Consider the following 25,324-nt stretch of genomic DNA (forward strand, 5'->3'; position numbering starts at 1 on the left):
AGATGGATGAGTGGAACGACGGCAAGAAGGCGAGCGGCGGCGAGTTCGACAAGCTGAGCAAGAAGATCACCAGCGACGAGCCCGGCAAGCTGGCCTACGCCCTGGACTACCGCGCCAAGCTGTAACGCCCTCGCCTGTGGGCGATCCGTTCGCCATACGCCTGCGGCCGTCCGCCCTCTCTCTCGCACGGTCGAGCGCGGGGACGGACGGCACGCGGTGGTGAAGGGGCCACGGACCTTCCGACCACCCGAGCAAATGACGGCTCGCGGGAGGAAGGGGGCCGTGGAGGGGTGGTGTCCAGAACGAACCCGCGATGCACCACACCCGGCCCGCGCCAGCACCTTGGCGAAAGGCGGCGCGGCCCTGGTGACAGCTGCGGGGGGAAGGGGGCCGTGGAGGGGTGGTGTCCAGAACGTAAAGCGTGACTTTGCGGCGTGAACACCACCGGCCCGGTGTCCGCTACGCCTGTACACGCCGTAAATCATGCAGTGGCGGACACTTCCCCTGCGCGGAACCCGGCGACAGCACCAGCCACCACACCCCAGCCCACGACGACCCGGAACCCGGCGCGAACCGCAACGCACAACGCCCCGGCCGCGACGACCCGCGCGGAACCGGCGACACCCGCAACGCGCGACACCCCGGCCGCGACGACCCGCGCGGAACCGGCGACACCCGCAACGCGCGACACCCCGGCGAACGCCGCCCCGCGCGGAACCCGGCGACACGGCAACGCATAAGACCCCGGCACGACCGGCAACGCACGCCACCCCGGCCACGCCACCCCCGGCCACGACGGCGCGCGCGGCCCCCGCGCCAACCGCACCCACACGCGTCCCGCCGAACGGCGAACCCGCCCGCAACACGGTGAAACGCCCGCGCAAGCGCCCCGCCCCCGCCTACGCTGAGCGACGTGGGGATCACTGAGAGAACGGCCCGGCGGCCAGGGGCCGTCCCCGCCGACCAGCGCGTCCGTACGTACAGCCCGCCCGCCGGCGACACCGCGCACCGCGAAAAAGCGCCGCACGTACCGCTTGTACCGCTCGTCGCCACCGCCGTCGTCGTACCGCTGTACGTCGTCTGGGCCACGCACCTCGCGACCGGCGGCGGCGATCTCGCCGCACAGCTCGCCTGGGCCGGGTTCGCGCGGCGGCACCCCGGCTCCGCGTACAACCTCTCCTGGTACGGCGGCGCGCACACCGCCAACTACAGCGTTCTCGCGCCCCCGTTGATGGCGCTGCTTGGCGTGCGGACCGTGTCCGTCGTGGCTGGTCTTGCCGGGACGTGGGCGATGGCCGCGCTGTTCGTGCGGGCACGGGCGGCGCGGCCGATCTGGCCCGCGCTGCTCGGCGCGTTGACTGTCTGGTGCGATGTCGCCTCGGGGCGCAGTACGTTCGCCCTGGGCACGGCGGCCGGACTGTTCGCCCTGCTCTGCGCGAGGCACGCGACGCGCACGAGCCCCGCGACCGGCACGATCCCGGCGACCGGAACGAGCCTCGCGACCGGCGTGTGCCCCGCCACCGACGCGGGTCCCGCGACCCGCGCGCGACGGACAACCAGAACCGCGGCGGCCGCCACGGCCCTGCTCAGCGCCCTCAGCGCCCTGACGAGTCCCGTCGCCGCGCTCTTCCTCCTCGTGGCGGGCGCGGCGTTTCTGCTCGACCGGCAGTGGTCGCGAGCGGCTCTGCTGGGCGTGCCCCCGTTCGCCGTGGTGGGGACGATCACCCTGCTCTTCCCGTTCCAGGGCGAACAGCCCATGGCTCCCGGCAAACTGTGGCTGCCGGTCCTGGTGTGCGCGGCGCTGTGCCTCGCCGCGCCCCGTGCCTGGCGTGTCGTACGGTACGGCTCCTCGGTGTACGCCGTCGGGGTCGTGCTGACTTTCCTGATCGCCTCACCGATCGGTACGAACGTGGAACGGCTGGCCGGACTCGCGGGCCCGCCGGTGCTGCTCGCGGCGCTGCTGGCGCGAGTCGCGAACGGGGCCTACGGCCCCGGTTCGAGCCCAGTCCTCAGGAGCGTCCACCGCCTCGGCAACCTCAGTCGCCTCGGCCCCCATCTCACACTCGCCGCCGCGGTCGCCGTCAACACGGGCTGGCTGATCAACAAGACGGACGACGACCTCTCCGTCTCCACCACCGTCCCCGCCTGGGCCGCGCACACCGAGGGCGTGGTCGCCGCGCTGCGCGGGCTCCGCGCCGACCGGACCCGTGTCGAGGTGGTCCCCGCCCGCGACCACCGCGAGGCGGACGTCCTCGCCCCGCACATCAGCATGGCGCGCGGCTGGAACCGTCAACTCGACGTCGTGCGCGGCCGGCTGTTCTACGAGGGGACGCTGACGCCCGCCGCGTACCGCGCCTGGCTGGACCGCTGGGCCGTCGGCATCGTCGTCCTGCCGCACGGCCGGCCGGACGGTCCCGCCGAGGCGGAGGCCGCGCTCGTCAGGAGCGGGCTCCCGTGGCTGGCACAGGTCTGGCAGGACGACGGCTGGACGGTCTACCGGGTCGAGGACGCCGTCCCGCTGGTGTCGGTCCCGGCGACGGTGGTGCGCGGGAGCGACGCGGAGCTGGTGATACGGGTGCCGGAGGCGGGCCCGGTGACGGTACGGATCGCGTACTCCCCGTGGCTCAGGGCGCGCGGCGCCTGTGTGCGCCGGGCCGGCGCCTGGACCGAGCTGACCGTACCGGCTGCCGGTGACTACACCCTGGGCTCCGTGTACGGCCTGCCCCGGAACAGCCACTGCCGCCGCACGCCCTGACAGCTGAACCCGAAGCGTCACAGCAGCATGAGACGTGGCGGCGGGCGCCCGGAAACGCAGGCGCCCGCGCCGCTCAGGCCGCCGCGTTCTCGGTGATCGTCACCCGCCCCTTCCTGATCGTCGCGAGCCGGGGCGCGCGCCGGGCGATGGAGCTGTCGTGGGTGACCATGATGAACGTCAGCCCGTGCTCCTTCCAGAGGCCTTCCAGCAGTTCCATGATCTCGTCGCGCATCGACTCGTCCAGGTTTCCGGTCGGTTCGTCGGCGAGCAGTACCTTCGGCCGCTTGACCAGGGCCCTGGCGATGGCGACCCGCTGCTGCTGGCCGCCGGACAGCTCGCCCGGAAGGTGGCCGAGCCGTTCGCCGAGTCCGACCGACTCCAGTGCACGCGCGGCCTGTTCGCGGCGGGGTGCGCCCTTGAGGCCCAGCGGTACGAGGGCCGTTTCGACGTTCTCCTGGGCGGTGAGGGTGGGGATGAGGTTGAAGCTCTGGAAGACGAAGCCGATGCTCTCCGCCCGCACCTTGGTGAGGCGGGCCTCGGGCAGCGCGGCGAGGTCCACGCCGTCGAATTCGACACTGCCCGCGGTGGGCCTGTCGAGGCCGCCGAGCATCTGGAGGAGCGTGGACTTGCCGCCGCCCGTGGGGCCTTGGATGACGAGCCTGCCGCCGTCCTCGATGGTCAGATCGACTCCGTCGAGCGCGTGGACGGTCTTTTTGCCACGCGTGTAGTGCTTGGTGACGCCTCTGAGTTGGTACATGGTGACGATGACTCCTGCTGTACGGAGGGAAGTTCGGCGTACGGGACGCGCTCGGCGCTGTTCGGAGAGGCGCGCGGGACGGACGGAGGCCCGGCGGACGGTCTACTGCACGCGCCGCAGGGCGTCCGCGGGGCGGAGCCGTGCGGCGCGCCAGCCGCCGAAGCCGCCCGCGATCAGCCCGCCCGCGACGGCGAGTCCGACCGCGAGGGCGATGGTCGCGAGGGACACGGGCGCGGTCAGGGTGATGTCGAGCGCCTTGGACGCGGCCTCCCTGGCGGGACCGCCGCCGGGGCCGCCGGCCATGCCGCCGCCACCGAAACCGCCGCCACCGCCGCCGAAGCCGCCCGTCGGGGCGAGTTGGGCTGTGAGCGTCGGGGCGAAGGCGGTGACGGCGTAGGCGCCGGCGAGGCCCAGGGCGATGCCGAGCACGCCGCCGAGCAGCCCGTTGACCAGGGCTTCGCCGATGACCTGGCGGGTGACGCGGCCGCTCTTCCAGCCGAGCGCCTTGAGGGTGCCGAACTCCCGTACCCGGCGGCTGACCGCCGAGGAGGTGAGCAGTCCCGCCACCAGGAAGGCGGCGATCAGGACGGCGACGGAGAGCCAGGTGCCGACGTTCGTGGCGAGGCCCGAGGCGGTGGACAGCGAGCCGGAGACGGTGTCGGCGAGGTCGGCCGAGGTGGTGACCGTGGTGTCCGGGACGTTCTTCTGGATGGCGGACTTGACGGCGTCGATCCGCTGCGAGTCGGCGGCCTTCACATAGACCGTCGTGACCTTGTCCTTGGCGTCGGCGAGGGTCTGGGCCTGGGTGAGCGGCAGGTAGACGTTGGCGGCCGCGTCGCCGCTGTCCGCGGTGGCGATCCCGACGGTCCTGTACGCGGTTCCGGAGACGGTGACCGTCGAGCCGACCGTCAGCTTCTTCTCCTTGGCGTACGCGCTGTCGACGACCGCGACCTTCGCGTTGGTCTCGTCGGCCGCGAACGTGCGGCCGGAGGTGATCTTCGAGGAGGTGAGCGGCCCAAGGCCCAGGTGTGCGACGTCAGTTCCGTACACGGTGAAGGAGTCGACGTCGAAGTTGGCTCCTCCGCCCCGCACTTCACCCTGCGGCATACCGCCCTGGCCACCGCGGCCGGGCCCTTGGCCGCCCTCGGTCTGTTTGAAGTCCCCGCGCTTGAACTGGCCGTTGACCTTCAGCACGGTCAGGCTCAGTCCACCGACGGATTCCGCGACGCCTTTCTGGCCGCCGACCTTGGTGACGGTGGAGGAAGCCAGGGTCTGGAAGCCCTGGACCATGACCCGGTCGCTGCTCTGTTCGGCGTCGTCGTCGCTTCCCTTGGCGTCGAACCGGAAGCGCGGGCGCTGGGCGGCGCCGTCCGTACCCGGCGGCGCGGCTGCCTTGGTGACCGTCATGTCCGTACCGAGGCCGTACAGCGACTGGAGGACCTTGTCCTGGGCCCGGCTCATGCCTGCCGTGACCGAGCTGACGACGATGACCAGCGCAATGCCCAGAGCGAGCCCCGAGGCGACGACGAGCGCCGCCTTTCTGCGACGGCGCAACTCGCGCCCGAGATAGGTGAAGAACATGTGGGTGAAGGTAGGCACCCGGTGTGATGAGGAGTTAAGCCCCGGGTGAGAGCTGGATGAGAACGCCGTCGGCGGCGGCGCCCGTTGGGGCACCGCCGCCGACGGCGAACGGAGGAATCAGCCGCGTCAGACCGCTGAACCGGCCTTCCAGGCCGCCCAGTCCAGGTTCCAGCCGTTGAGGCCGTTGTCCGGCGCGATGACCTTGTCCTCGGAGTTCTTGACGATGACCACGTCACCGACGAGCGAGTGGTCGAAGAACCAGCGGGCCGGCATGTTGGGGTCCTTCGCGCCCTTCACGTCCTGGAGGCCCACACAGCCGTGGCTGGTGTTGACGGAGCCGAACACCGAAGGGGCGCCCCAGTAGTTGCCGTGGATGAAGGTGCCGGAGCTGGACAGCCGCATGGCGTCGGGGACGTCCTTGATGTCGTACTCGCCCTTGCCGTCGGAGTCCGTGAAGCCGACCGTGGCACCGTCCATGCGGGTCTTCTTGTACTTCTCGGAGATCACCATCTGCCCGTTGTACGTGGTGTTCTCGGGCGAGCCGGCGGAGATCGGGATCGTCTTGATCGTCTTGCCGTCCTGCTGGACCACCATGGTGTGGGCCTTCGCGTCCACCGTGCTGACCTGGTTGCGGCCGATGGTGAACGTGACGGTCTTCTGCTGGACGCCGTACACGCCGTCCGCGCCCTCGACCCCGTCCAGGTTCAGCTTGAGGGTGACCTTGGAGCCCTCCTGCCAGTACTGGTCGGGGCGCAGGTCGAGACGCTGCGAGTTGAACCAGTGGCCGACGACTTCCTGGCCGCTGGTCGACGTCACGGTGATCCCGGACTGGACGGCCTTCTTGTCGGTGATCGGCTTGTCGAAGTTGATCGAGACCGGCATACCGACGCCGACGGTGGAACCGTCCTCGGGCGTGAAGTTCCCGATGAAGCTGTTGGCGGGAGAGACGGTGGTGAAGGACTGGTTCTCGGTGGCCGTGCGGCCCTTCGAGTCCTTCGCCGTCGCGGCGATCTTGTACGTGGTCGAGCGGGCCAGCTGACCGTCCGGCCGCCAGCTCAGGCCGTCGGCGGCCAGGGTGCCCTTGACATCGGTGCCGTCGGCGGAGGTCATGGACACGTCCGTGAGAGTGCCCTTGGTGACCGACACCTTCGCGTCGTCGTTGATGCCCACGTTCGTCGCGCCGTTCTTCGGCGAGATGGCTATCAGAGCGTCGGAGGTGTCCTTCGCCGCCGCCTCGTCCGCCTGCGCCTGCGTCTTGTCGCTCGCGGAGGCCGAGGCGTTGTCGCCACCGCCGCCACTGTTGTCCGTACCGCCTCCGGTACAGGCACCAAGCACCAGAACGCCGCCGAGCAGTGCGGACGCGGCCACGAGGCCCCTGCGCCGCTTGCTGACCGTCATCACACGTATCTCCATCGTCGCCGATTGCCCTGCGATTACCCTGCGAATTCCCTGCCGGATGACCTCTAAGAACACCCGTGACCGGGCGTACGGTTCCACATCCGCAGAAGATGTGGCGGAGGCCACTCGTCCTGTTCATGGACGGCCCCCCTGGACCGTCAGCCACGGAGGGCCGGGGTTTACCAGGGTGACACGTTCCCGCGCTAGAGCCGACCCCCGTAGTGGTTTTCAGCATCCTTCACGCTGTCTCGTTCATCACTTTCGTCCGTTTTGACATCTTCGTCGGCATCCCAATCCATCGCGTCGGGGTCGTAGTCGATCTGCTCACTCGTCCACGAAGCCTCCGCGAGTTCCGCCCCCGGCACGCCCCTGACCAGGTCGAACGGCTCGATGAGATAGGCCAGCGCCTCGGCCTCGTCTGCCCGCACCGCTGCTCCGGCATGCATCCGCTCGCCCTCCGGCATGAACTCATCAGCGGCGATACGGGCGAGGGCCGCGGCGCTCAACTGATCGGAGCTGTCGATCTCCAGTACTAATTCAACTCGTAGACGTACATACCGTGAGGTCTCAGAAGTGGTCATAGACGGAGCGTAGGGCCCCTGACGTCGACGACTTTCCCACGACCCGCTGCTTTCACTAGCATCACGCACTCAGCCAATTCGGCGTTGCACAAGGGGGATCCATTACGTGTCCATCACACGCCGACTGCTCCTGACCGCGACGGCGGCCGGAACTCTGCTCTGCGGACTGTCATTTGTGCCGTCCGCGCACGCGGACGGGGTCCGGGGCGCCACGCACCAGGAGACCAGCGAGTCCGCCCAACCGGCCGACGACAGCGCCTCCTTGACCGGGACGGGCGGCGTGAACACCACGCCGTACCTGAACGGCGGGACGCCGGTCCGCGGTCTCGGAGCGGGCCTCGTCGCGCACGCGGTACATGTCGCGCACGCGGCACACAGAGACGCACAGGCACTCTGAGCCGCCCGCCCACGGCAGGGGTCCCAGCCTCTGCCGTGGGCACCTCCGCGCGGGTGCGCCTGCGCGGGCGTCTCCTTGTGGGCGTTTCCGTGTGGGCGTCTCTCAGGCGAGCGGCCCGGTCACTGATTCCACGGCCGTGACCAGATCGCCGCCCCGCACGAAAGCGTCCGCGCCCGCGAGATCCGGGGCGAGGAAACGATCCGGCCCCGGGCCCTCCACACCCGCGGCACGCAGCGCCCCGATCGCGGCCCGTGAGGCCGGCGCGGCCGTCAGCCCCGTACGCAGCTCGATGGCGCGGGTCGCCGCGTACAGCTCCACCGCGATGACGCGCGTCAGATTGTCCACGGCCGTACGGAGCTTGCGCGCCGCCGACCAGCCCATCGAGACGTGGTCCTCCTGCATCGCGGACGACGGGATCGAGTCCACCGAGGCGGGAGCCGCAAGCCGCTTCATCTCGCTCACCAGCGCGGCCTGCGTGTACTGCGCGATCATCAGCCCCGAGTCGACCCCGGCGTCGTCGGCCAGGAACGGCGGCAGCCCGTGCGAACGGTTCTTGTCCAGCAGCCGGTCGGTACGGCGCTCCGCGATGGAGGCGAGGTCGGCGGCGACGATCGCCAGGAAGTCCAGTACGTACGCCACGGGCGCGCCGTGGAAGTTCCCGTTCGACTCCACGCGGCCGTCCGGCAGCACCACGGGGTTGTCCACGGCGGCGGCCAGCTCGCGGTCCGCCACGGTCCTCGCGTACGCCAGCGTGTCCCGGCCCGCGCCGGCCACCTGCGGCGCGCAGCGCACCGAGTAGGCGTCCTGCACGCGGGGCGCCGCGTCCGCCTGGAAGTGCCCGGTGAGCCCCGACCCCGCGAGCACCCGCAGCATGTTGTCGGCGCTGGCGCCCTGCCCCGGATGCGGCCGGATGGCGTGCAGCTCGGGCGCGAGCACCTTGTCCGTGCCGAGCAGGGCCTCCAGGGTGAGCGCGGCGGTGATGTCGGCGGACGTGTAGAGCCTGTGCAGGTCCGCGAGCGCCATGACCAGCATCCCCAGCATCCCGTCCGTGCCGTTGAGCAGGGCCAGGCCCTCCTTCTCACGCAGCTCGACGGGCTTGATCCCGTGCGCGGCGAGCAGCTCGCCCGCGGGCCTGACGACGCCGTCGGGCCCCTCGGCGTCCCCCTCTCCCATGAGCGTCAGCGCGCAGTGCGACAGCGGCGCGAGGTCCCCGGAGCAGCCGAGCGAGCCGAACTCGTGCACGACGGGTGTGATTCCGGCGTTCAGCACGTCGGCCATGGCCTGCGCGACCTCGGGGCGTACGCCGGTGTGGCCGGACGCCACGGTCTTGAGCCGCAGGAACATCAGCGCGCGCACGACGTCCCGCTCGACGTGCGGGCCCATCCCGGCCGCGTGGCTGCGCACGATGTTGCGCTGCAGTTGCGCGCGGAGGTCCGGGCCGATGTGCCGGCTGGCCAGCGCCCCGAACCCGGTCGAGACGCCGTACACGGGCTCGGGCTTGGCGGCCAGCGCGTCCACGATCCGCCTCGCGGCGGCGAGCGCGTCCAGGGCGCCCGCGGAAAGCTCTACGCGAGCGCGGCCGCGGGCCACGGCGATGACGTCCTCGGCGGTGGTCCCGGACGTCCCCACCACGACAGTGTGCATATCCATATTCAGAAGCGTACGGACTGAATCGCGGGGTGTCACGGGGTGGTTGAGCGGCGCCGGGTCGCCGTCCGGCGGGTGCGTCGTCTTGTCGTGGTCGCTGTGGTCGCCCCCGGCCCGTGGGTCACCGTGGGCCGGGGCGTCTTGGGTTCGGTCGGTCGGTTCCGCGCGGGTCGTTGTGGGCCGGGGTGCTGTGGCTGATGCTGGTGCCGGGTTCCACGCGCGTCGTCGTGGGCCGGGGGTGCTGTGGCTGATGCTGGTGCCGGGTTCCACGCGCGTCGTCGTGGGCCGGGGTGTCTTGGGCGCGGTTGGTGCCGGGTTCCGCGCAGGGGAAGTGTCCGCCACTGCATGATTTACGGCGTGTACAGGCTCAGTGGACACCGGGCCAGTGGTGTTCACGCCGCAAAGTCACGCTTTACGTTCTGGACACCACCCCTCCACGGCCCCCTTCCACCCGCGGATACCGTCGGGTCCTTGTCGCCGTTCGGCAAGGCGCTGGCGCGGGCCGGGTGTTGTACGTCGCAGGTGTGCTGTCCGGTGCGGGTCCGGCAGGGTGTCCGCCACTGCATGACTTACGACATGTACAGGCACAGTGGACACCTCCCCTCCACGGCCCTCTGCCACCAGCGGGCCATCCCTCTGTCGTTCCGGTGGTGCGGGCGCCGGGGTCAGTCCGGCGGGGCCGGGGGGACCGGGGCGTCCCTGAAGCGGCGCCTGTCGGCGGCTGGTGGGGGTGCGTCTGCCAGGCGCAGGATGCCGCTGTCGCGGCCCGCTACCACCGGTTCCGGCGCGCGCGCCGCCTTCGCCCGGTATTGCGCCGCGTCCGCCAGACGGAAGAGGCGGCGCGCCGATCTGACGTCGCCGATCGGGTCGCCCGTGGACGCGATTCCGCAGGCCACTCCCTCGCCGAAGTCCAACTCGGCCGCCCGCTCGCACAGTTCGCGGGCCACCGCGATCACCTCGTCCGCCGGTGGCCCTACCGTCAGCAGGCAGAACTCGTCGCCGCCGAGCCGCGCCGCCAGCGCGCCGGGCAGCTTCGCGCCGCACAGCGAGAGCACCGTGCTGAATCGTTCCAGCAGTCGGTCGCCCGCCGCATGGCCGTGCGTGTCGTTGACCGTCTTGAGGCCGTTGAGGTCGCAGACCACGAGGCTCACGACGCATTCCTCCGCGCGGTGCCGCGCCACCGCCTCGTCGAGCCGCATGTCGACCGCGCGGCGGTTGGCGAGGCCTGTCAGGGGGTCCGTGAACGCCAGGCGGCGGACCTCTTCGAGCCGTTCGGTCTGGGCGATACCGGCCGCGACGACCGATGCGATGACGGTCGCGAAGTCCGCGTCGTCCGCCTCGAAGTGCGGCGCGCCCAGCGGGCGCGCCACGTACAGCTCGCCCCAGGCACGTCCGTGCAGCACGATCGGTGCGATGACACAGCAGCCGCGTCCGCGGCGGCGCAGCGCGGCGACGCGCTGGTCGCAGGAGCCCGGTTCTCCGGGCACGGTCTCCACCCAGGCGTTCGCGCCGCCGCCCGCCCACCGTTCGTGCAGGAACTCGGCGATCTGCGGGAACTGGTGCACGGGGTACGTCTCGTCCTCCGGGAACTCCTCTTCCCCCGCCACCCGCTCCCCCGCGTTGACGAGCACCCTGAGCCGTCCGAGGTCACGCTCCCACAGGGACAGCGCGGCGAAACTGCCCGCCAGCGCCTCACGCGCGCCCTCGGCGGCGGCCCGCCAGGAATCGCGTGGCGTATGCGCCGAGGCCATCGCCTGGGCCAGCGACACCACCGCTCGCAGCCGCCCGTCCACTCCCATCTCCCCACCTTAGGACGCTTCCGCGCGTTGTCACTCGGAGCGATGGGCGATCACTCTGCGCTCATGCGCCGGGCCACGCGGGCTTCCGCTTCTCGTTGAAGGCCGCCACGCCTTCGGCCCGGTCGCCGGAGAACGCCACGGACCGCCAGGCCGCGTCCTCGACCTCCAGGCCCGTGCGCAGGTCGAGGCCGTGTCCCAGGCGCAGCGCGCGCTTGGCGGCGCGCAGGCCGACGGGTGAGTTCGCGGCGATACGGTCCGCCAGGGCCAGCGCCTCGTCCCGGTCGGTGCCCTCGTCCACCAGCTGGTCCACGAGGCCCAGTTCCCGCGCCTCGGCCGCCTCCACGCGCCGCGCGCTGAAGACCAGTTCCGCCGCGCGCGCCGCGCCGACCCGGCGCGGCAGCAGCTGCGTACCGCCGCCACCGGGGATCACGCCGACCGACACCTCGGGCAGGCCGACCACGGCCGTACGGTCGGCGACGATCAGATCGCAGGAGAGCGCCAGCTCGAACCCGCCGCCGAGCGCGAACCCGTGCACCGCCGCGATCGTGGGCATCGGCAGCTCCAGTACGCCGGTGTACGCGCTCCGCGCGACCGGCCGCTGGCGCAGCAGCTCGGTGTCGGTGAGGGAGTTGCGCTCCTTGAGGTCCGCGCCGACGCAGAAGGCCCGTGCGTGGGTGGACGTCATGACCGTGACCCGTACACCGGGATCCGCGCTCAGCGCCGCGCACGCGGCGGCGATGGAGCGTGCCATCTCCGTCGACACGGCGTTCATGGCCTTCGGCCGGTCGAGGACCAGCTCCGCGACGTGCCCGTGCCGCCGTACGACGACGAACTCCCCGTACCCCTGCTGTGCCATGCGCCCTCCCGGTTGACGACCGTGAATCGACGCGGGCCATCATCGCACCGCGGACGGAACCGTCCACAGCGCCCTCAGGGTGTCCGCGGACGCCTCGCCAGCAGCCACGGCTCCACCACGCCCAGACCACGCATCGGCCGCTGCCACATCGGCTGGAGCCCGAACCGGTACCGGTCAGGCGCGACGCCCTCGCCCTCGGCCTGCTCCGCCGCCTCGGCCGCCCGCGCCTCGGAGACGGGCGCCTCGCGCGTACGGATCAACTCCTCCGCCAGCGCGCCGTCGACCAGAACCGTGTCCTTGGGGGCGATCGAGGTGAGCCGGCTGGCCAGGTTCACCGTCGTGCCGAAGACGTCGCCCATCCGCGTGGTGACCGTGCCGAACGCGATACCGACACGCAGCGCCGGCATGGTCTCGTCGTGGGCCATCGTCTCGATGAGCCGCAGCGCGATCTCGGCGGCCGTACCGGCGTCGTCCGCCGCGAACAGGACTTCGTCACCGAGCGTCTTGATGAGCCGGCCGCCGTGCGCGGCCACGAGGTCGGCCGAGGTCGTCTCGAACGCCTCGACCAGCTCGCCCAGCTCCTCTTCCTCCAGCCGGCGGGTCAGCCGCGTGAACCCGACGAGATCGGCGAAACCGACGGCGAGACGGCGGTCGACCATCTCCTCGTCGTCCGCGGCCTGCACGACCCGTCCCGTGGCTGCGGCGAGCTGGCGCCGCCACACGTACACGAGGAACTCCTCCAGCTCCGGCAGCAGCAGCTCCACCAGCGGATACGTGACCTCGGTACGCGTCATTCCCGGCTCGGGCGGCTCGGTCAGCCCCTCCAGGAACGAATCGATCTGCCACTCCGCCAAACGGGCGGTGGTCTGCCCGGTCGACCGGGCGACCTGGATCGCCATCGGCTCACTGAGCAGCCCGGCCTCGACCAGCCCGGCGAGCCGCCGCAGCGCCAGTACGTCCGCCTCGGTGAGCGCCTTGGCCTGCCCGATGTCGGCGAAGCCCATGGCCCGCCAGAAGCGGGACGCGAGGTCCATGGAGACGCCGGCGGTACGAGCGGCCTGGAAGGGCGTGTAGCGCCGCTCGGCGCCGAGGATCAGCTGTTCGAGGCGGATGGCCAGCGGGTTGTCGGTCGGCTCGGCCGTGTGGTCGACGGCGTGGTGCGGGTGGGGGTGGACCGAGAAGTCCGACGGCGGCTGCGCGTCATCCGCGCCGGAAGTCGTGTCGTCGACGGTCACACGCCGCCTCCTGCCCGTTCCCTGCGCACTGCCCTGCCGATCTGTCGTGGATCGCCTCAACGATACGACAGCTGTGCGCTGGCTCACGTCCCGGAGGCGATCACCACCTCCGACGCCCGGGCGACCGGTTGCCTGCGGGCACTCCACCGTCCCGCTCGCGGAGACGAACGGCCCGCAAGGCCCCATACGACCACCGGAGCGAACGATTACCGACCCGCTTCCCACCTCGCCCGATTGCGCTGCGCGGTAACGGATGGCCCGCGGGCGGAAGGGGGCCGTGGAGGCGTGGTCCAAACGGCGCCCCCAGGGCTGGACAGCACACCCGCGACGCAGACCACCCCGGCGAAGGCCGGCACCCCGATCACCCCAGCGACCGGCGGTCCGCGGGTGGAAGGGGGCCGTGGAGGGGTGATGTCCAGAACGTAAAGCGTTACTTTGCGGCGCGGACACCACCGGCCCGGTGTCCACTATGGGTCAGCGCGCCGTAAATAATGCAGTGGCGGACATGACCCCTCCACGGACCCCGGCACCAACCCCAGCGCACAACACCCCGGCCGAACGCCGACCCGCACGGGCCGCACCGAACGGCGCCCCCGGCGCCCCGACGCCCACTCCAGCGCCAACGCCCGCCCGCCCGCCCGCCCGCCGCAAGGCGAGACCCCCGGCAACCGCTCAGGCCCCCGGCTCCGCCGCCCGCAAATGCACCACGTCCCCCGCCCCCACCGCCGTCCGCGCCCCGTCCGCCGCGGCCACCACCAGGCGTCCGTCCCCGTCGAGAGCCACCGCCTCGCCCACCAGCTCCCGTCCCCCCGGCAATTCCGCCCGCACCGAGCGCCCCAGCGTCGCGCACCCCGCCGCGTACGCCTCCTGGAGCCGGGACGCGGCCGGGTCGCCGCCTGCCGCGCGCCAGTCGCCGTACCAGTGCTCCAGCGTCCGCAGGACGGCCCGCAGCAGGGGGTCGCGGTCCAGGGCCACCGCGTTCGCCAGGGCGAGGGAGCCCGCCGTGGGCACCGGCAGCTCCGAGGCCCGCAGGGTGACGTTGAGGCCGATGCCGATCACGACGGCGCCGTCGCCCGCGCGCTCCGCGAGGATGCCGCCCGCCTTGCGTTCACGGCCGTCCACGCTCACCAGCAGGTCGTTGGGCCATTTGAGGGACGTGTCGACGCCGGCGGCCCGCGCCAGTGCCGTCGCCACCGAGACACCCGCGAGCAGCGGCAGCCAGCCCCACCGCTCGACCGGCACGTCCGCGCCCGGTCTGAGGAGTACGGAGAAGAAGAGGCCGGAGCGCGCGGGGGCCGACCAGCGCCGGTCCATGCGGCCGCGTCCCGCGGTCTGTTCCTCGGCGACCAGCACCGCGCCCTCGGCCAGCCCCTCCGCGGCGCGCGCCGCCAGGTCGGAGTTGGTGGATCCGGTCGCGGGCACGACGTCGAGCGAGGTCCACAGGGAGCCGGGACGGATGAGGGCGCGGCGCAGCGCGGGCGCGTTCAGCGGCGGACGGTCGAGGTCGGACCAGCGGCCGCCCTCGGAGTGCGGGGTTTTCGGCTCAGTCATGCGGGCCAGCCTAGGTGTGGCAAAGGCGGCACTGCTGAACGGTATCGACGCCGATACGCTACGGCTCAGTAGCGTCCGGCCGTCACGGCGGTGTCCCGTTGTCACGGCGGCGTCCCGTCGCCACCGCACGCGCAACCGCCCGCAACCCGCAGGGAGCCGCACCCCGATGTCCGAACCGGTAACCGTGCCCGATCCCGAGAGCAGCCACGCCGCGCACACCACCGCGGGCAAGATCGCGGATCTTCAGCGCCGCATCGACGAAGCCACGCACGCGGGGTCCGCGCGCGCCGTGGAGAAGCAGCACGCCAAGGGCAAGCTGACGGCCCGCGAGCGGATCGGTCTGCTGCTGGACGAGGGGTCCTTCGTCGAGCTGGACGAGTTCGCCAGGCACCGTTCCACGAATTTCGGGATCGAGAAGAACCGTCCGTACGGTGACGGTGTGGTGACCGGTTACGGCACGGTCGACGGCCGTCCCGTGTGCGTGTATTCGCAGGACTTCACGATCTTCGGCGGCTCGCTCGGCGAGGTGTACGGCGAGAAGATCGTGAAGGTCATGGACTTCGCGATGAAGACGGGCTGTCCGATCATCGGGATCAACGACGGCGGCGGCGCCCGGATCCAGGAGGGCGTGGCCGCGCTCGGGTTGTTCGCGGAGATCTTCCGGCGCAACGTGCACGCGTCCGGAGTGGTCCCGCAGATCAGCCTGATCGTCGGGCCGTGCGCGGGCGGCGCGGTGTACTCGCCCGCGATCACGGACTTCACGGTGATGGTCGACCAGACCTCGCACATGTTCATCACGGGCCCTGACGTCATCAAGACGGTCACGGGCGAGGACGTGGGCTTCGAGGAGCTGGGCGGAGCCCGTACGCACAACACGACGTCCGGCGTCGCGCACCACATGGCGGGCGACGAGAAGGACGCCGTCGAGTACGTCAAGTCGCTGCTCTCGTACCTGCCGTCGAACAACCTCACCGAGGCGCCCGCCTTCCCGGAGGAGGCCGCGCTGGAGACGACGGACGAGGACCGCGAACTCGACACGCTGATCCCGGACTCGGCGAACCAGCCGTACGACATGCACACCGCGATCGAGCATGTGCTGGACGACGCCGAATTCCTGGAGACGCAGGGGATGTTCGCGCCGAACATCCTCACGGGCTTCGGCCGGGTCGAGGGCTTTCCGGTCGGGGTCGTCGCCAACCAGCCGACGCAGCTGGCGGGTTGCCTGGACATCAACGCGAGCGAGAAGGCCGCGCGGTTCGTCCGGACGTGCGACGCCTTCAACATCCCGGTGCTGACGTTCGTGGACGTGCCTGGTTTCCTGCCCGGTGTGGACCAGGAGTACGGCGGCATCATCCGGCGCGGCGCCAAGCTGATCTACGCGTACGCGGAGGCCACGGTCCCGCTGATCACGGTGATCACGCGGAAGGCGTTCGGCGGCGCGTACGACGTGATGGGCTCCAAGCATCTGGGCGCGGACCTGAACCTGGCCTGGCCGACGGCGCAGATCGCGGTGATGGGCGCGCAGGGCGCGGTGAACATCCTGCACCGCAGGACGATCGCGGCGGCCGGCGACGAGGCGGCGCAGGAGGAGGCGCGCGCCGGGCTGATCCAGGAGTACGAGGACGCGCTCCTGAACCCGTATGTGGCGGCGGAGCGCGGGTACGTGGACGCGGTGATCATGCCGTCGGACACCCGGGCGCACATCGTGAAGGGCCTGCGCCAGCTGCGTACGAAGCGGGAGAGCCTGCCGCCGAAGAAGCACGGCAACATCCCCCTCTAGGAAGGCACTTGACGTGATCAAGGTCATACGGGGCAACCCGACCCCGGAGGAACTGGCCGCCGCCGTCACCGTGGTGCAGGCACGCGCCGCCGCGGCGGAGGGCGCCGGGCGGCCCTCCACGGCCCAGGCGCGCGCCGCCTGGTCCTCCCCGGCCCGCATCACCCGCCACCCGCTCCCGGCCCCGTCACCGGGCGCCTGGGCGCGTACGTACTGGCCCGGCTAGGCGTGGGTGTTCGCGGCGCCTGAGTACGTGTACTCAGGCGCCGCGGGGCTCGGCGGCCGCAGGATCGGAGGCATGTTGTGGTCCGATCCCGAGAACGAGCCGCCCGAGGACATCCGCCGGGCGCAGGCCATGCTGCGTCGCGCCGGGACACTGCTCGCCCTGGGGATGGTGGTGGCCATGATCGTGCTCGGGATCCGCTGAGGCGGTATCGAGGACACCGAGGACGCTCGCGCGACCTACGATGGCCGGCATGACCAGCAAGACAGATCAGCGCCGCCGGCTCGTGCTCGCCTCCGCCTCCCCCGCCCGGCTCGGGCTGCTCCGGCAGGCCGGACTGGCTCCCGAGGTGATCGTCAGCGGCGTGGACGAGGACGCGCTGTCGGCGCCGACGCCCGCGGAACTGGCGCTCGTCCTCGCCGGGGCCAAGGCCACCGCCGTCGCCGGGCTGTCCGAGGTGGCGGGCGCGCTGGTGATCGGCTGCGACTCCGTACTCGAACTGGACGGCACGGCCTACGGCAAGCCCGCCGGCGCCGAAGAGGCCACCGCGCGCTGGAAGTCCATGCGTGGCCGTACGGGGATCCTCCAGACCGGCCACCACGTGATCGACACGGCGAACGGTCTGAGCGCCGCCGCGACGGCCTCGACCACCGTGCGTTTCGGTGACCCCACGGACGCCGAGATCGCCGCGTACGTCGCCTCCGGCGAACCGCTGGCCGTGGCGGGCGCCTTCACGCTGGACGGACGCTCCGCGCCCTTCGTGGACTCGATCGAGGGCAGTCACGGCAACGTCATCGGGCTCTCCCTGCCGCTGCTTCGCCGGCTGCTTGCCGAACTGAACGTCGGCATCACCGACTTGTGGGCCTGAGCGGTCAACACCCGGTGCCTGTGCGAGCGTTCACCGCACGTACGGCCGCCGGATCCGCCTGTCAGACGGACGCGACCGGCGGCGGTATGTCGGAGGCGGCGGCCGCCGGCGCCGGGGCGGCCTCGCGCGGCCCGTACGCCACCAGCACCCAGACCACGAGCCCCAGCACCACCATCATGAACGCGAACGCCGGCCATCCCGCCAGCCCCACCGTCAGCGCCCCCAGCACCCCGTGCGCGACCGCGCAGCTGATCAGCACGACCCTGCCGACCCGCCCCGGCGCCCGGTTCGTCACGGCCGCGCGCAGCAGGAGCACCCCGCACACCGCCAGGTAGAAGGCCGCCAGCGCGCCCATCACCCACGCGCCCACCGCCATCGCGCTCGCCGCGAGTCCCGCCAGGGACATCTGCTGGTTGTCGACCACCCTGGCCAGCAGCGCGTTGACGAGCACCACGCCGAGCGCCTCCAGCAACAGCACGATCGCGGCCACCCACGCCACCGGTCTGCGCCCCACAGCGTCCACCCGCGCCCACCCTCTTCCCCTGTTACCGCAAGTAAAGATGCCATCAAGCACGCTACTAATCGGTAAACGCACGGACAAGAGCCTGCGCCCAGGCAAAGAATCCCCGGTCGCTTCGTAGAGACTCGACAAAGAAACATGATCCAGGGCAGGGCACTCGGACAGAGAGTTGGAGCATGCCGGACCGCTACTGTGCGGGGAAGGTTCCCGGCGTACCGTGGTGCCACAAGGGATTTCGCGTCGTGAGCGGGCCTCGATCCGCACTCCGTGTGGGCAAGCACACTACTCGGGACGGGTCGAAAGCCCGTGTCGGCTGTCCCTAAAATCAGCTTGTTCATAGGAGGGAGCCATCGTGCGCAAGGTGCTCATCGCCAACCGTGGCGAAATCGCTGTCCGCGTTGCCCGTGCCTGCCGGGATGCCGGGATCAAGAGCGTAGCCGTCTACGCCGACCCGGACCGGGACGCCCTGCATGTCCGTGCCGCCGACGAAGCGTTCGCTCTGGGCGGTGAGACCCCGGCCACCAGTTACCTGGACATGGCCAAGGTGCTGCTTGCCGCGAAGGATTCCGGAGCGGACGCGGTCCATCCCGGCTACGGATTCCTGTCGGAGAACGCGGAGTTCGCCCAGGCCGTACTGGACGCGGGACTCACCTGGATCGGACCGCCGCCGCAGGCGATCCGTGACCTCGGCGACAAGGTCGCCGCCCGGCACATCGCGCAGCGCGCCGGTGCGCCGCTCGTCGCCGGTACGCCCGACCCGGTCTCCGGATCCGACGAGGTCGTGACGTTCGCCGAGCAGCACGGACTGCCGATCGCGATCAAGGCCGCGTTCGGCGGTGGCGGCCGCGGACTGAAGGTCGCCCGCACGCTCGAGGAGATCCCCGAGCTGTACGACTCGGCCGTCCGCGAGGCCGTCGCGGCCTTCGGGCGCGGCGAGTGCTTCGTCGAGCGTTACCTGGACAAGCCGCGGCACGTGGAGACCCAGTGCCTGGCCGACACCCACGGCAACGTGGTGGTCGTCTCCACCCGTGACTGCTCGCTCCAGCGCCGTCACCAGAAGCTGGTCGAGGAGGCGCCCGCGCCGTTCCTGACGCAGGCCCAGAACGACGAGCTGTACGCGGCGTCGAAGGCGATCCTCAAGGAAGCCGGTTACGTCGGCGCCGGTACCGTCGAATTCCTCGTCGGCACCGACGGCACGATCTCCTTCCTCGAGGTCAACACCCGCCTCCAGGTGGAGCACCCGGTCTCCGAAGAGGTCACCGGCATCGACCTGGTGCGCGAGATGTTCCGCGTCGCCGACGGCGAGGCGCTGGGCTACGACGACCCGGCCGTGCGCGGGCACTCCTTCGAGTTCCGGATCAACGGCGAGGACCCGGGCCGGGGCTTCCTGCCCGCTCCCGGTACGGTCACCGCCTTCGCGCCGCCCACCGGCCCCGGCGTCCGGCTGGACGCGGGCGTCGAGAGCGGCTCGGTCATCGGCCCGGCGTGGGACTCCCTGCTCGCCAAGCTGATCGTCACGGGCGCCACCCGCGAGCAGGCTCTCCAGCGGGCCTCCCGCGCGCTGGCGGAGTTCCAGGTGGAGGGCATGGCCACGGCCATCCCGTTTCACCGTGCGGTCGTCACCGACCCGGCGTTCACCAGCGACCCGTTCACGGTCCACACGCGCTGGATCGAGACCGAGTTCGTCAACGAGATCAAGCCCTTCGCACCGGGCCTCGACGCGGACGCGGACACCGAAGCCGGCCGCGAGACCATCGTGGTCGAGGTCGGCGGCAAGCGCCTCGAAGTGTCGCTGCCCGTGAGCCTGGGCATGAGCCTGGCCCGTACCGGCCTGGCCGCCGGCGCCAAGCCCAAGCGCCGCGCCGCCAAGAAGTCGGCGTCCGCGGCCACCGGCGACACCCTCGCGTCCCCGATGCAGGGCACGATCGTCAAGGTCGCGGTCGAGGAGGGCCAGGAGGTCAAGGAAGGCGAACTCATCGTCGTCCTCGAGGCCATGAAGATGGAACAGCCCCTGAACGCGCACCGCTCGGGCACCGTCAAGGGCCTCGCGGCGGAGATCGGCGCGTCGGTCTCGTCCGGCGCCGCGATCTGCGAGATCAAGGACTGACACCGCTGTACGTCGAGGCCCCGTCCGGACACTGTCGGCACATCCGACACCGGGCGGGGCCTCGGTCGTCCCCGTAGCATCCTTGGAAGCGTGCGTGGAAGCATCCTTGGAGCGAAGGCACGGCCGGGCGACAGAGAGGACCGCGCGATGGCGAGGAGTACGGCGCAGACGCCGCCGCGGCCCATGCGCGCAGACGCGCGCCGCAATTACGAGCGGCTGCTCACCGAGGCCCGCGGCAGCTTCGCCGAGCACGGCACGGACGCCTCGCTGGAGGACATCGCCCGCCGCGCGGGCGTCGGGATCGGCACGCTGTACCGGCACTTCCCGGACCGGCACACGCTGATCAGCGCGGTGTTCCAGGACGCCCTGACCGAGTTGACCGAGCACGCGCGCGTCAGCGCGGAGGCCGAGGAGCCCTGCGCCGCACTGATGGCGTGGCTGGGCGAAATAATCACTCATGCGGGTGAATACCGAGGGTTGTCCCGGGCGCTCATGTCGGCTGCGCAGGACGAGAGTTCGGCGCTCTCGAAGTGCGGCGTGCCGCTGCGGGACGCGGGCGAGCGGCTGCTCGTACGGGCGCAGCGGGACGGTTCCGTACGGGCGGACGTGTCCATCGACGACGTGATGCGGCTGACGAACGCGATCGCGCTGGCGGCGGAACAGGCTCCGGAAGAGACCGAGTTGGGCACCCGTCTGCTGACGCTGATGCTGACGGGCCTCAGGACGGCGCGCGGTCCTGTGTGACGACGAGATCGCCGTCCGGCGGTTCACCGTGCGGCGGTTCGTCGTCCGGCGCTTCAACCGGCCGTTCGTCGGCCGGCGGTTCACCGTGCGACGGAACAGCGGCCATCCTGAGTACGGGCGCGTGTCGGGGCGGGGCCCCGGCACCGCCACCCGCGCCGCCTGAGCGACCGGTCGCCCGCCGTCACCGTCGGCGCAGGTCCGCGACCCTCGCCCGGTCGCTCTGCTGCTGGTCCGGCAGCGGCGCCGCCGCGCTCCGCAGCTGCGGGCCCGCGACGCCCGTGCCGCGGGTGCGGCGCTGCGCCGGGAGCGGGACGTCACGGCGTGGTGGACGGCCCGGTGGTGGCGCGTCGCCGCCCGCCTGGGCGCCGGCCGCGCCGCCCGCGACCGCGATCTGCACGCCCTGGTCCGCGAGCGCTTGCAGCTCGGTCGCCGCGCGCTCGTCCTGCGCCGGTGGTTCGGTGGTGACCAGGCGGCTGATCATGTCCGTCGGCACCGTCTGGAACATCGTGTCGGCGCCGAGCTTCGTGTGGTCGGCCAGCACCACCACTTCCGCCGCGGACTGGACCAGCGCCCGGTCCACGCTCGCCGAGAGCATGTTGGACGTGGACAGACCGCGCTCGGCGGTCAGACCGCTCCCGGACAGGAAGGCGCGGCTGACCCGCAGCCCCTGGAGGGACTGCTCGGCACCGCTGCCGACCAGCGCGTAGTTCGAACCGCGCAGCGTGCCGCCCGTCATGACGACTTCGACGCGGTTGGCGTGCGCCAGCGCCTGGGCGACCAGCAGGGAGTTGGTGACGACCGTCAGACCGGGGATACGCGCGAGCCGGCGGGCCAGCTCCTGCGTGGTCGTACCGGCGCCGACCACCACGGCCTCGCCCTCTTCGACGAGACTCGCGGCGAGGTCGGCGATGGCCGTCTTCTCCGCCGTTGCGAGATGGGACTTTTGCGGAAAGCCGGATTCTCGCGTGAATCCGCCCGGCAGTACCGCACCGCCGTGCCGGCGGTCGAGGAGTCCTTCTGCCTCCAGCGCCCGCACGTCCCGCCGGACGGTCACTTCGGAGGTCTGGACGACGCGGGCGAGCTCACGGAGCGACACGGCCCCGTTGGCGCGCACCATTTCGAGGATCAATTGACGACGTTCTGCAGCGAACACGAAACTGACAGTAACCCCGTTGTCCGCCTGCTTTCAGCAGATTGCGCCGAATTGGAGAAGTTGCACTCGGAAGAGCGTTCCGCGTGGTATAGGCGACCGTTCTCAGCTCTCGTCGGCCGTCTTCCGGTTGTGCAACTGCCGCGCCACCTCGGCGATCGAGCCCGAGAGGGACGGGTACACGGTGAAGGCGTTGGCGATCTGTTCCACCGTCAGGTTGTTGTCGACCGCGATCGAGATCGGATGGATCAGCTCGCTCGCGCGCGGCGCGACGACCACTCCGCCGACCACGATGCCGGTACCGGGACGGGCGAAGATCTTGACGAAGCCGTCCCTGATGCCCTGCATCTTGGCGCGGGGGTTACGGAGCAGCGGCAGCTTGACGCCGAGGGCGTCGATCTTGCCGCTGTCGACGTCCGACTGACTGAAGCCGACGGTGGCGATCTCCGGGTCGGTGAAGACGTTCGAGGAGACCGTCTTGAGGTTGAGCGGGGCCACCGCGTCGCCCAGGAAGTGGTACATCGCGATACGGCCCTGCATGGCCGCGACCGAGGCGAGGGCGAAGACGCCGGTGACGTCGCCCGCCGCGTAGACGCCGGGCGCCGAGGTGCGGGAGACGCGGTCGGTCTTGATGTGGCCGGACTCCTTGACCAGGACGCCGGCCTCCTCCAGGCCCATGTTCTCGGTGTTCGGGATCGCGCCGACCGCCATCAGGCAGTGTGTGCCGGAGATCACGCGGCCGTCGGAGAGGGTCACCTCGACGCGGTCGCCCACCCGCTTCGCGGACTCGGCGCGCGAACGTGACATCACGTTCATGCCGCGCCGCCGGAACACGTCCTCCAGGACGGCGGCGGCGTCCGGGTCCTCGCCGGGCAGCACGCGGTCACGGGACGACACGAGGGTGACGTGCGAGCCCAGCGCCTGGTAGGCGCCGGCGAACTCGGCGCCCGTGACACCGGAGCCGACCACGATCAGTTCCGCGGGCAGTTCGTCGAGGTCGTAGACCTGCGTCCAGTTGAGGATGCGCTCGCCGTCCGGCTGCGCGTCCGGGATCTCGCGCGGGTGCGCGCCCGTGGCGATCAGTACGGCGTCGGCGGTCAGTGACTGCTCGGTGCCGTCGGCCGCGGTCACGATCACCTGGCGCGAGCCGTCGAGCGCCTGACGTCCGTCGAGGCGGCCGCGGCCGCGCAGGACGCGCCCGCCGGCCCGGGTGACGGAGGCCGTGATGTCGTGGGACTGGGCGAGCGCGAGGCGCTTCACCCGGCGGTTCACCTTGCCCAGGTCGACGCCGACGACCTGCGCCACCTGTTCGAGGGGCGGGGTGTCGTCCGCGACGATGATGCCCAGCTCCTCGTAGGAGGAGTCGAAGGAGGTCATCACCTCGGCCGTCGCGATGAGGGTCTTCGACGGCACGCAGTCGGTGAGCACCGAGGCGCCCCCGAGTCCGTCGGTGTCGACCACGGTCACTTCCGCGCCGAGCTGGGCCCCCACCAGAGCCGCCTCATAGCCGCCGGGGCCGCCGCCGATGATCACGATCCGGGTCACGAAAAAGTCCGCCTCGCATAAATTGACCCGGCCCGGCTGTCACCCCGTCCGGGGTTCCGGGGGTGCCCCCGGGGGAGATGCAGTACGTACCCCATTGTCCCGCACGCGCCAAGTCGTTTCGCCCCGGGGCCTCCGTCCGGGATCCCGGGGCGACCGGATCTTGAGACGGCGCGCCGGTACGACAAGCCCCAAAGGCACCCGTTCCAGGCGTCGGACCGGGGCATCGGCCGTCACGCCCGTACCTCCCGTACCCTCGACACATGTCGCTCTACGCCGCGTACGCCGGCAACCTCGACGCGCGGCTGATGTCCCGCCGCGCCCCGCACTCCCCGCTGCGGGGCACCGGCTGGCTCAACGGCTGGCGGCTCACCTTCGGTGGGGAGCAGATGGGCTGGGAGGGAGCGCTGGCCACGATCGTGGAGGCGCCGCGTTCCCAGATCTTCATCGCGCTCTACGACATCGCCCCCATGGATGAGGACTCCATGGACCGCTGGGAGGGTGTCGGCCTCGACATCTACCGGCGCATGCGGGTGCGGGTCGACACGCTGGACGGCGAGGAGCCGGCGTGGCTGTACGTGCTCAACGGCTACGAGGGCGGGCTGCCCTCCGCCCGTTACCTGGGCGAACTGGCCGACGCGGCGGAGTCCGCGGGCGCGCCGCACGACTACGTGATGGAGCTGCGCAAGCGCCCCTGCTGAGCGGGGCGCGGCGGGCCCGGCGGACCCGCGCCGGGCTTTTCGCGAGGCGCGAGGGGCTTCTCGCGGGACGCGACCGGGCTTTTCGCAAGAAACGACAACACAACGATCCTGACGGCCCTGTGGAGAACATCTACGCGCGTAGGGCGCGAGCGGTTACGCTCATCCGCGTGAACGCATCTGTTATCCCGGCCAACGCCGACGGACCCGCCGACCCCCACGCCACCGCCGCCGCGGCAGCCGCGCGCCTGCGCGAGCTGACCGGCACCGAGACCCATGACGTCGCCCTGGTGATGGGCTCGGGATGGGCCCCGGCCGTCGAGGCGCTCGGCACCCCCGAGGCGGAGTTCCCGGTCACGGAGCTGCCCGGCTTCCCGGCGCCGGCCGTACGCGGCCACGGCGGCAGCATCCGCTCGTACAAGATCGGCGACAAGCGCGTGCTGGTCTTCCTCGGCCGTACGCACTACTACGAGGGCCGCGGTGTGGCCTCCGTCGCGCACGGCGTCCGTACGGCCGTCGCGGCGGGCTGCGAGACCGTCGTGCTGACCAACGGCTGCGGCGGACTGCGCGAGGGCATGCGCCCGGGGCAGCCGGTGCTGATCAGCGACCACCTCAACCTGACCGCGGTCTCGCCGATCGTCGGGGCGAACTTCGTGGATCTGACGGACGTGTACTCGCCGCGCCTGCGCGCGCTGTGCAAGGAGATCGACCCCGCCCTCGAAGAGGGCGTGTACGTGCAGTTCCCCGGGCCGCACTACGAGACCCCGGCGGAGATCAACATGGTCCGCGTCCTCGGCGGCGACCTGGTCGGGATGTCCACGGTCCTCGAAGCGATCGCCGCGCGCGAGGCGGGCGCCGAGGTGCTCGGCATCTCGCTGGTCACCAACCTGGCCGCGGGCCTGTCGGGCGAACCCCTCAACCACGAGGAGGTCCTTCAGGCGGGACGCGACTCGGCGGCCCAGATGGGCGCGCTGCTCGCGAAGGTGCTTCAGCGCATCTGAGCACCGTTCCCGGGGCAGCGTTACCCGGGGGCAGCGTTACCCGGGGCGGCGGTCCAGCGGCGATCCGGGATCCAGCGGCGATCCGGCGGTCGCGATCCGGCAGACCGGTCCCGGAGCAGTCCCGCAGAGCAGTCCGG

General features: G+C 71.4%; 23 protein-coding genes. 11 read left to right on the forward strand and 12 right to left on the reverse strand.

Features of this window, described 5'->3' with window-relative positions; translation table 11 throughout:
- The first annotated feature begins 10 nt into the window (after positions 1–10).
- A complete protein-coding gene (locus tag ACIP6N_RS07800; protein ID WP_401813746.1) occupies positions 11–223 on the forward strand; it encodes a FeoA domain-containing protein in 213 nt (70 codons plus the stop codon).
- Between the two features lie 846 nt (positions 224–1,069).
- Positions 1,070–2,755, forward strand: a complete 1,686-nt coding sequence (locus tag ACIP6N_RS07805; RefSeq protein ID WP_401814395.1) for a hypothetical protein — start codon at positions 1,070–1,072, stop codon at positions 2,753–2,755.
- 73 nt (positions 2,756–2,828) lie between these two features.
- On the opposite strand, the gene ACIP6N_RS07810 is transcribed toward ACIP6N_RS07805, so the two are convergent.
- The 4 genes from ACIP6N_RS07810 to ACIP6N_RS07825 form a co-directional block, all read right to left on the reverse strand.
- Positions 2,829–3,512 (reverse strand): ABC transporter ATP-binding protein, encoded by a 684-nt coding sequence (locus ACIP6N_RS07810; protein ID WP_401813747.1) that lies wholly within the window; start codon positions 3,510–3,512, stop codon positions 2,829–2,831.
- Positions 3,513–3,614: 102 nt separating this feature from the next.
- Positions 3,615–5,093, reverse strand: coding sequence for an ABC transporter permease (locus ACIP6N_RS07815; RefSeq protein ID WP_401813749.1), 1,479 nt, complete (start codon positions 5,091–5,093; stop codon positions 3,615–3,617).
- Positions 5,094–5,219: 126 nt separating this feature from the next.
- Positions 5,220–6,506 (reverse strand): Ig-like domain-containing protein, encoded by a 1,287-nt coding sequence (locus ACIP6N_RS07820; RefSeq protein ID WP_401813751.1) that lies wholly within the window; start codon positions 6,504–6,506, stop codon positions 5,220–5,222.
- 188 nt (positions 6,507–6,694) lie between these two features.
- Positions 6,695–7,072, reverse strand: coding sequence for a hypothetical protein (locus ACIP6N_RS07825; RefSeq protein WP_401813752.1), 378 nt, complete (start codon positions 7,070–7,072; stop codon positions 6,695–6,697).
- A 106-nt stretch (positions 7,073–7,178) separates the two neighbouring features.
- Between ACIP6N_RS07825 and ACIP6N_RS07830 the strand changes: the two genes are divergently transcribed.
- Positions 7,179–7,469, forward strand: coding sequence for a hypothetical protein (locus ACIP6N_RS07830; protein ID WP_401813753.1), 291 nt, complete (start codon positions 7,179–7,181; stop codon positions 7,467–7,469).
- Between the two features lie 102 nt (positions 7,470–7,571).
- Here the strand turns inward: ACIP6N_RS07830 and hutH are convergent, their stop codons facing one another.
- The 5 genes from hutH to ACIP6N_RS07855 form a co-directional block, all read right to left on the reverse strand.
- The gene (gene hutH / locus ACIP6N_RS07835; RefSeq protein ID WP_401813755.1) at positions 7,572–9,119 is read right to left on the reverse strand and encodes a histidine ammonia-lyase; all 1,548 of its coding nucleotides are present in this window, start codon (positions 9,117–9,119) and stop codon (positions 7,572–7,574) included.
- A 662-nt stretch (positions 9,120–9,781) separates the two neighbouring features.
- Entirely contained in the window at positions 9,782–10,915 is a 1,134-nt protein-coding gene (locus ACIP6N_RS07840) for a diguanylate cyclase domain-containing protein (protein ID WP_401813757.1), read from the reverse strand.
- Between the two features lie 61 nt (positions 10,916–10,976).
- Positions 10,977–11,771: an enoyl-CoA hydratase/isomerase family protein gene (locus tag ACIP6N_RS07845; protein WP_401813758.1), complete on the reverse strand. Its 795-nt coding sequence runs from the start codon at positions 11,769–11,771 to the stop codon at positions 10,977–10,979.
- Between the two features lie 74 nt (positions 11,772–11,845).
- Positions 11,846–13,006, reverse strand: a complete 1,161-nt coding sequence (locus ACIP6N_RS07850) for an adenylate/guanylate cyclase domain-containing protein (protein WP_401813759.1) — start codon at positions 13,004–13,006, stop codon at positions 11,846–11,848.
- Between the two features lie 672 nt (positions 13,007–13,678).
- The gene (locus ACIP6N_RS07855; RefSeq protein ID WP_401813760.1) at positions 13,679–14,557 is read right to left on the reverse strand and encodes a biotin--[acetyl-CoA-carboxylase] ligase; all 879 of its coding nucleotides are present in this window, start codon (positions 14,555–14,557) and stop codon (positions 13,679–13,681) included.
- Between the two features lie 166 nt (positions 14,558–14,723).
- Here ACIP6N_RS07855 and ACIP6N_RS07860 point away from each other — a divergent pair, with 166 nt between their 5' ends.
- The 4 genes from ACIP6N_RS07860 to ACIP6N_RS07875 all read left to right on the forward strand — a co-directional run bounded on the left by ACIP6N_RS07860 (position 14,724) and on the right by ACIP6N_RS07875 (position 17,425).
- A complete protein-coding gene (locus ACIP6N_RS07860) occupies positions 14,724–16,337 on the forward strand; it encodes an acyl-CoA carboxylase subunit beta (RefSeq protein WP_401813761.1) in 1,614 nt (537 codons plus the stop codon).
- 13 nt (positions 16,338–16,350) lie between these two features.
- Positions 16,351–16,560, forward strand: coding sequence for an acyl-CoA carboxylase subunit epsilon (locus ACIP6N_RS07865; protein ID WP_401813762.1), 210 nt, complete (start codon positions 16,351–16,353; stop codon positions 16,558–16,560).
- Positions 16,561–16,632: 72 nt separating this feature from the next.
- Positions 16,633–16,761, forward strand: a complete 129-nt coding sequence (gene mmpB / locus ACIP6N_RS07870; protein WP_401813763.1) for a morphogenic membrane protein MmpB — start codon at positions 16,633–16,635, stop codon at positions 16,759–16,761.
- Between the two features lie 49 nt (positions 16,762–16,810).
- Positions 16,811–17,425: a Maf family protein gene (locus ACIP6N_RS07875; RefSeq protein ID WP_401813764.1), complete on the forward strand. Its 615-nt coding sequence runs from the start codon at positions 16,811–16,813 to the stop codon at positions 17,423–17,425.
- A gap of 61 nt (positions 17,426–17,486) precedes the next feature.
- Here the strand turns inward: ACIP6N_RS07875 and ACIP6N_RS07880 are convergent, their stop codons facing one another.
- Entirely contained in the window at positions 17,487–17,948 is a 462-nt protein-coding gene (locus ACIP6N_RS07880) for a hypothetical protein (RefSeq protein ID WP_401813765.1), read from the reverse strand.
- Positions 17,949–18,297: 349 nt separating this feature from the next.
- On the opposite strand from ACIP6N_RS07880, the gene ACIP6N_RS07885 reads away from it, so the two are divergent.
- Complete coding sequence (locus ACIP6N_RS07885; protein WP_401813766.1) at positions 18,298–20,052, forward strand: acetyl/propionyl/methylcrotonyl-CoA carboxylase subunit alpha; 1,755 nt, start codon at positions 18,298–18,300, stop codon at positions 20,050–20,052.
- A gap of 147 nt (positions 20,053–20,199) precedes the next feature.
- Positions 20,200–20,796 carry a TetR/AcrR family transcriptional regulator gene (locus tag ACIP6N_RS07890; RefSeq protein WP_401813767.1) on the forward strand — a complete coding sequence of 199 codons (597 nt, stop codon included), beginning with the start codon at positions 20,200–20,202 and terminating at the stop codon, positions 20,794–20,796.
- Between the two features lie 181 nt (positions 20,797–20,977).
- On the opposite strand, the gene ACIP6N_RS07895 is transcribed toward ACIP6N_RS07890, so the two are convergent.
- Both ACIP6N_RS07895 and ACIP6N_RS07900 read right to left on the reverse strand, forming a co-directional pair.
- Positions 20,978–21,949, reverse strand: coding sequence for a DeoR/GlpR family DNA-binding transcription regulator (locus ACIP6N_RS07895; RefSeq protein ID WP_401813768.1), 972 nt, complete (start codon positions 21,947–21,949; stop codon positions 20,978–20,980).
- 102 nt (positions 21,950–22,051) lie between these two features.
- Entirely contained in the window at positions 22,052–23,491 is a 1,440-nt protein-coding gene (locus tag ACIP6N_RS07900) for an NAD(P)H-quinone dehydrogenase (protein WP_401813769.1), read from the reverse strand.
- Between the two features lie 260 nt (positions 23,492–23,751).
- Between ACIP6N_RS07900 and ACIP6N_RS07905 the strand changes: the two genes are divergently transcribed.
- A complete protein-coding gene (locus ACIP6N_RS07905; protein WP_401813770.1) occupies positions 23,752–24,189 on the forward strand; it encodes a gamma-glutamylcyclotransferase in 438 nt (145 codons plus the stop codon).
- Positions 24,190–24,356: 167 nt separating this feature from the next.
- Positions 24,357–25,187, forward strand: coding sequence for a purine-nucleoside phosphorylase (locus ACIP6N_RS07910; protein ID WP_401813772.1), 831 nt, complete (start codon positions 24,357–24,359; stop codon positions 25,185–25,187).
- Positions 25,188–25,324: the final 137 nt, after the last annotated feature.

Source organism: Streptomyces sp. NPDC088725, assembly GCF_044751305.1.
Taxonomy (GTDB): Bacteria; Actinomycetota; Actinomycetes; order Streptomycetales; family Streptomycetaceae; genus Streptomyces.

What these genes read in the sequence shown, in the direction of transcription:
- ACIP6N_RS07810 (WP_401813747.1), bottom strand. Translation starts at nt 3,512, where the DNA reads ATGTACCAACTCAGAGGCGTCACCAAGCACTACACGCGTGGCAAAAAG.
- ACIP6N_RS07815 (WP_401813749.1), bottom strand. Translation starts at nt 5,093, where the DNA reads ATGTTCTTCACCTATCTCGGGCGCGAGTTGCGCCGTCGCAGAAAGGCG.
- ACIP6N_RS07820 (WP_401813751.1), bottom strand. Translation starts at nt 6,506, where the DNA reads ATGGAGATACGTGTGATGACGGTCAGCAAGCGGCGCAGGGGCCTCGTG.
- ACIP6N_RS07825 (WP_401813752.1), bottom strand. Translation starts at nt 7,072, where the DNA reads ATGACCACTTCTGAGACCTCACGGTATGTACGTCTACGAGTTGAATTA.
- hutH (WP_401813755.1), bottom strand. Translation starts at nt 9,119, where the DNA reads ATGGATATGCACACTGTCGTGGTGGGGACGTCCGGGACCACCGCCGAG.
- ACIP6N_RS07840 (WP_401813757.1), bottom strand. Translation starts at nt 10,915, where the DNA reads ATGGGAGTGGACGGGCGGCTGCGAGCGGTGGTGTCGCTGGCCCAGGCG.
- ACIP6N_RS07845 (WP_401813758.1), bottom strand. Translation starts at nt 11,771, where the DNA reads ATGGCACAGCAGGGGTACGGGGAGTTCGTCGTCGTACGGCGGCACGGG.
- ACIP6N_RS07855 (WP_401813760.1), bottom strand. Translation starts at nt 14,557, where the DNA reads ATGACTGAGCCGAAAACCCCGCACTCCGAGGGCGGCCGCTGGTCCGAC.
- ACIP6N_RS07860 (WP_401813761.1), top strand. Translation starts at nt 14,724, where the DNA reads ATGTCCGAACCGGTAACCGTGCCCGATCCCGAGAGCAGCCACGCCGCG.
- mmpB (WP_401813763.1), top strand. Translation starts at nt 16,633, where the DNA reads ATGTTGTGGTCCGATCCCGAGAACGAGCCGCCCGAGGACATCCGCCGG.
- ACIP6N_RS07875 (WP_401813764.1), top strand. Translation starts at nt 16,811, where the DNA reads ATGACCAGCAAGACAGATCAGCGCCGCCGGCTCGTGCTCGCCTCCGCC.
- ACIP6N_RS07890 (WP_401813767.1), top strand. Translation starts at nt 20,200, where the DNA reads ATGGCGAGGAGTACGGCGCAGACGCCGCCGCGGCCCATGCGCGCAGAC.
- ACIP6N_RS07905 (WP_401813770.1), top strand. Translation starts at nt 23,752, where the DNA reads ATGTCGCTCTACGCCGCGTACGCCGGCAACCTCGACGCGCGGCTGATG.